At 65.0% G+C, this 5107-nt stretch carries 4 protein-coding genes; 3 read left to right on the plus strand and 1 reads right to left on the minus strand.

The genetic code is table 11. The features are described 5' to 3' along the window. The 3 genes from EN846_RS14960 to EN846_RS14970 all read left to right on the plus strand — a co-directional run. Window positions 1–1621: VCBS domain-containing protein (locus tag EN846_RS14960; RefSeq protein ID WP_189521643.1), on the plus strand; the 1621-nt coding region annotated here is incomplete at its 5' end. Between the two features lie 180 nt (window positions 1622–1801). Next, window positions 1802–3496: a type I secretion system permease/ATPase gene (locus EN846_RS14965; protein ID WP_127393666.1), complete on the plus strand. Its 1695-nt coding sequence runs from the start codon at window positions 1802–1804 to the stop codon at window positions 3494–3496. A gap of 19 nt (window positions 3497–3515) precedes the next feature. Then, entirely contained in the window at window positions 3516–4853 is a 1338-nt protein-coding gene (locus EN846_RS14970; RefSeq protein ID WP_127393665.1) for an HlyD family type I secretion periplasmic adaptor subunit, read from the plus strand. A gap of 108 nt (window positions 4854–4961) precedes the next feature. On the opposite strand, the gene EN846_RS14975 is transcribed toward EN846_RS14970, so the two are convergent. Beyond that, on the minus strand, window positions 4962–5107 hold a 146-nt coding region (locus EN846_RS14975; RefSeq protein WP_187331266.1), incomplete at its 5' end, for a 2-oxo acid dehydrogenase subunit E2.

The raw sequence follows: 5107 nt of genomic DNA on the forward strand, positions 1-5107 counted from the left end.
GGCCGCCATCCAGCAGCTCGGCGCCGGCGACACCATCACCGACAGCTTCACCGCCGTCTCCTCCGACGGCAGCGACAGCCAGCTCGTCACCGTCACCATCCATGGCACCAACGACAGCGCGGTGATCACGGCCAACGGCGCCCAGGACACGTCCGTCACGGAGAAGAGCGGCGTTACCAACGGTACGCTGGGCGATGCGACGGCCTCGGGCGACCTCAACGCAACCGATGTCGACAACGCGGCGACCTTCAACGTCCAGGCTGCCGTGGCCAAGAGCTATGGCACGTTCTCGATCGATGCTGCCGGCACCTGGAGCTATACGCTGGACGACAGCAACGCCACTGTTCAGGCGCTGAACAGCAGCGGCGCGAACACCACGCTGCATGAACTGGTGACGGTCACCACCGTCGACGGCACGCAGCAGGTGATCGACATCACCATCCACGGCGCCAACGATGCCGCGGCGATCACCGGCACGGCGACCGGAACCGTCGTCGAAGCGGGCAGTTCCAATGGCGGCGGCACACCGACAGCGACCGGCGACCTTCTGTCGACCGATGTCGACAACACCACGGACGCGTTCCAGGCCGTCAATTCCGCGACGGCCAGTGCGTCCGGCTACGGCACCTTCACCGTGACATCAGCCGGTGTCTGGACCTACACGCTCGACAATTCGAACCCGACGGTCAACGCGCTCAGCAACGGGCAGCCCTTGAGCGACAGTTTTACCGTCTATTCGGAGGATGGCACCGCAAAGCTGGTCTCGGTCTCCATCACCGGCGCCGACGACGGCCCGCCGCGCTTTGCGCCGACCGATATCCAGCTGACGCCGAGCACAACAACGGATAATCTGAATTTCAATTCCTTCCAGTTCACGGGAACCCTGAGCGCGACCGACTCAGATCCTGGCAGCTTTGTCTACAGCATCACCTCGCAATCGAATACGAACCTGTTTTCGATCAGCGGGAACACGCTCAGCTCGGGAAGCCTCACGACGAACAGCATATCCACCGTGACCGTGCAGGCCACCCAAGTCGGCGACCCGGTCGGGCCCGCATATCAGTACAGCGAGACGTTCCAGATCATAACGGGCAGCAACGGCTTGAACGCGGGAGAAACACTCAACGATCCCAGCAACAACAACGGCGACGACGTCCTCTACGGCAATGGCGGAGCGGACTCGATCTTTGGCCTGGCCGGTAACGACACGCTGTTCGGGCAGGACGGCAACGACACACTGAACGGCGGCGATGGCAACGACCGATTGGTGGGCGGCGTCGGCACCGACACGCTCACTGGCGGGGCGGGATCCGACACGTTCTACTACGGATCGGCCATCTCGGATTCCCCGGCAAGCGCCGCGAACGACACCATCACCGACTTCGTACATGGCGTCGACAAGATCGACCTCTCCTCGATCGATGCCGCTGCCGCCCCGGGCGATCAGGCCTTCCTGTTCGGCGGGCAAAACGGGGCTACCGTCGCCAACAGCATCACCTGGTCCGAAAGTGGCGGCAACACCGTCATCCACGTCGACGTGACCGGCAACACGACGGCCGACTTCCAGATCACGCTGACCGGCACCGGGCTTGGACTGACAGCGAGCGATTTCGTGCTGTGATGAAGGAGGTGAGCCGGCGGCTCCGCCGACTCACCTCATCTCTCTCCAGCCGCGGATTCGGCCTGCGAATTAAGGTTTACATCAGGTTTACAAGCGGATCGCGTGGCTGGCGGGAAGATCGGGAGTAGTATCGGTTCGGGCGTGTAGACAGGGGGCGGTTCTCCGCTGGGCATTTTGGGCATCGATAACAAATCGCAGATCGTGAAGGACGCGCTTGGGGCGTGCCGCCGCTATTTCCTGGTCGCGGCGGCGTTCAGCCTGGCGATCAATCTGCTCTATCTCGCCTCGCCGCTCTACATGCTGCAGATCTACGACCGGGTGGTTACCAGCGGCAGCCAGACGACGCTGGTCATGCTGACGATCGTGCTGCTGGCGGCCTTCCTTGCGCTGGCCGGCCTCGATCTGGTGCGCGCCTGGATCCTGACGCGCGCCAGCGCGCGCCTCGATCGGCTGCTTTCGGCGAGGATCCTCGCCGCATCTGTCGAAACGCCTTCGCAGGGCGCCGCGCAGAGCCAGCCGATCCGCGACTTCGACACCTTCCGCCAGGTCATCACCGGCAGCGGCATCCACGCGCTGTTCGACCTGCCCTGGTCGCCGATCTACATCGGCATCATCTTCCTGCTGCATCCCTGGCTGGGGTTCTTCGCGCTCGGCTCAGCGCTTCTGCTGGTCGCCATGGCCGTGCTCAACGAATACCTGGTGCGCGCGCCGCTGAAGCAGGCCAACGACATCGCGACGACCAACTACAATTTCACCGAGATGAGCCTCAGGAATTCGGAGGTCGTGCGCGCCATGGGCATGATCGACGGCCTCGTCCGCCGCTGGGGCCGCGACCGCAACCTCGCACTCCTGCGCCAGGCGCAAGCCAGCGACCGCGCCGCGCTGATGTCGGGGCTGATCCGCTTCCTGCGCCTGACCATGCAGTCACTCATCCTCGGCCTCGGCGCCTATCTGGTGATCGAACGGCAGACCACCGCCGGCTCGATGTTCGCTGCCAGCCTGTTGCTCGGCCGCGGGCTGCAGCCGGTCGAGCAGATCGCCGGCCTGTGGCGCAGCCTGATCCTGGCGCGCGCCGCACTTGCGAGGGTTCGCAAGCTGGTCGATGGCGGCGGGCAAAGCGAGCGGTCTTTCAACCTGCCGAAGCCCACCGGCAGGATCTCTGTCGAGCAGGTAAGCTTTGCCGTTCCCAGTGTGCAGAAGGTGCTGCTGCGCGACGTGTCGTTCCGGCTGGAGGCCGGCGAGGCGCTGGGCATCGTCGGCCCTTCGGGCGCCGGCAAGTCGACGCTGGCCAGGCATCTGGCGGGCGTCATGCAGCCCAGCCGCGGCACGGTGAGGCTGGATGGGGCCGACATGTCGCATTGGGGGCGCGACGCGCTGGGCGACCACATCGGCTATCTGCCGCAGGATATCGAGCTCTTCGCCGACACCGTCGCCGCCAACATCGGCCGCTTCAAGACCAATGTCGACCAAGAGGTGATCGAGGCCGCGCGGCTGGCCGGCGTGCACGAGATGATCATCCGTCTGCCGCAGGGCTACGAGACGCAGATCGGCGAAGGCGGCGCGGTGCTGTCCGGCGGCTATCGCCAGCGCATCGCCCTTGCCCGGGCCGTGTTCGGCACGCCGAACCTCATCATCCTCGACGAGCCGAGCTCCAATCTCGACGCCGATGGCGACCGCGCGCTGAGCGACTGCGCGATCGAGCTAAAGCGGCGCGGCAGCACCGTCATCATCGTCTCGCACCGGCCCTCGACGCTCGCCAATGTCGACAAGATCCTGCTCTTGCGCGACGGCGCCGTCGAAGCCTTCGGCATGCGGAACGAAATCGTGGCGCTGCTCAACCAGCGCCAGGCTCCAATAGCGGTGGCAACCCAATGAGCTGCGAGGGGAGAGACGTTTGAGCGACAGCGCCCTCATCTATCGCAGCCTGCCCGGCGAAGCCGGCATCCCGGCCCCGGATTCGATCCGGGTGCCGGCCCTGATCGGCCTGTTGATCATCCTCGCCTTCTTCGGCGTCTTCGGCGGCTGGGCGGCCTTCGCGCCGCTGAACGGCGCCGTGCTCGCCGATGCTGTGGTCAAGGTGGAAGGCAACCGCAAGAGCCTGCAGCACTTCGACGGCGGAACGGTGAAAGAGATCCGCGTCAAGGACGGCGACATCGTCAAGACGGGCCAGGTCCTGCTGCTGCTCGACGACACCAGGCTGCGCTCCGAGTTCAATCTCTACGCCCAGCAATATGCGCTGCTGCGCGCCACCGACGCCAGGATCCGGGCGGAGTTGGACGGCAGCCAGGACGTTGCCTTTCCTCAGGACATCGCCGGCGAGCACCAGGCCTATCTCAAGGACGCCATGGCCAACCAGGTCGCCGACCTCGAAAGCCAGCGCGCTTCGTTGGCAGGCGCCAGGCAGATCCTCCAGAAGCGGATAGCCGAGCTCGACGAGCAGATCGACGGCAAGCAGGCCCGCGTCGATTCATACCGTGCCCAGCTGCAATCGACCGTCGACGAGAAGGCGAGCCTGTCGAAGCTGCTGAAGGCCGGATTGACCACCCGCCCGCGCATCCTGGAACTCGACCGATCCGCCTCGGACCTGCAGGGCCTGATCGACGAGAACCTCGGCGCCATCGCCGGCAGCCGGCAGACCAAGGCCGAACTCGAGAGCCAGATCGCACAATTGACCAACGAGCGCCGGGCCAAGCTCTCGGCGATGCTGATCGAGACGCAATCCAATCTCGCCGACCTGGTGCCCAAGATGTTCGCGGCCCAGGCCGCCATGGACCGCGCCGAGGTCCGCGCGCCCTATGACGGCCAGGTGATGGACCTCACCGTCTTCTCGATCGGCGCGATCGTCGCGCCGGGCCAGACCATCCTCGACATCGTGCCAACCAAAAATTCGCTGATTGTCCAGGCGCAGGTTCGCGTCGAGGACATATCGAGCCTCAGAGCCGACATGACGGCCGAAGTCCGCTTCACATCCTACAAGCAGCGCTCGATACCGATCATCCACGGACATGTCACCCGCATATCGGCCGACCGCATCACCGACAGCAAGACGGGCCTTCCCTATTATGTCGCCGACATTGCGGTCGATCCGGCCGAACTGGCGGCCGCCCCTGAGATATCGCTCTATCCCGGCATGCCGGCCTCGGTGATGATCGTCACCGAGGAGCGCACGGCGCTCGACTATATCCTTGGGCCGCTGGTGACATCGTTCCACACCGCCTTCCGGCAGAAATAGCTCCCGGACCGGATCAAAGGGACGCTCGGTCGTTCTGATCCAGGACACGGCTCTTCCTGAAAGCGCCCGCCGGCTCGGCGACCGGGTAGAGCCTGTGCTATCGGGCAGTCAGACCAGCATGCCCATCGGGTTTTCGATCATGCGCTTGAAGGCGCCGAGCAGTTCGGCGCCGAGCGCGCCGTCGACGGCGCGGTGGTCGGTCGACAGCGTCACCGACATGACGTTGGCGATCTTGATCTCGCCATTCTTCACCA

Source organism: Mesorhizobium sp. M4B.F.Ca.ET.203.01.1.1, from assembly GCF_004791025.1.
GTDB lineage: Bacteria > Pseudomonadota > Alphaproteobacteria > Rhizobiales > Rhizobiaceae > Mesorhizobium > Mesorhizobium abyssinicae.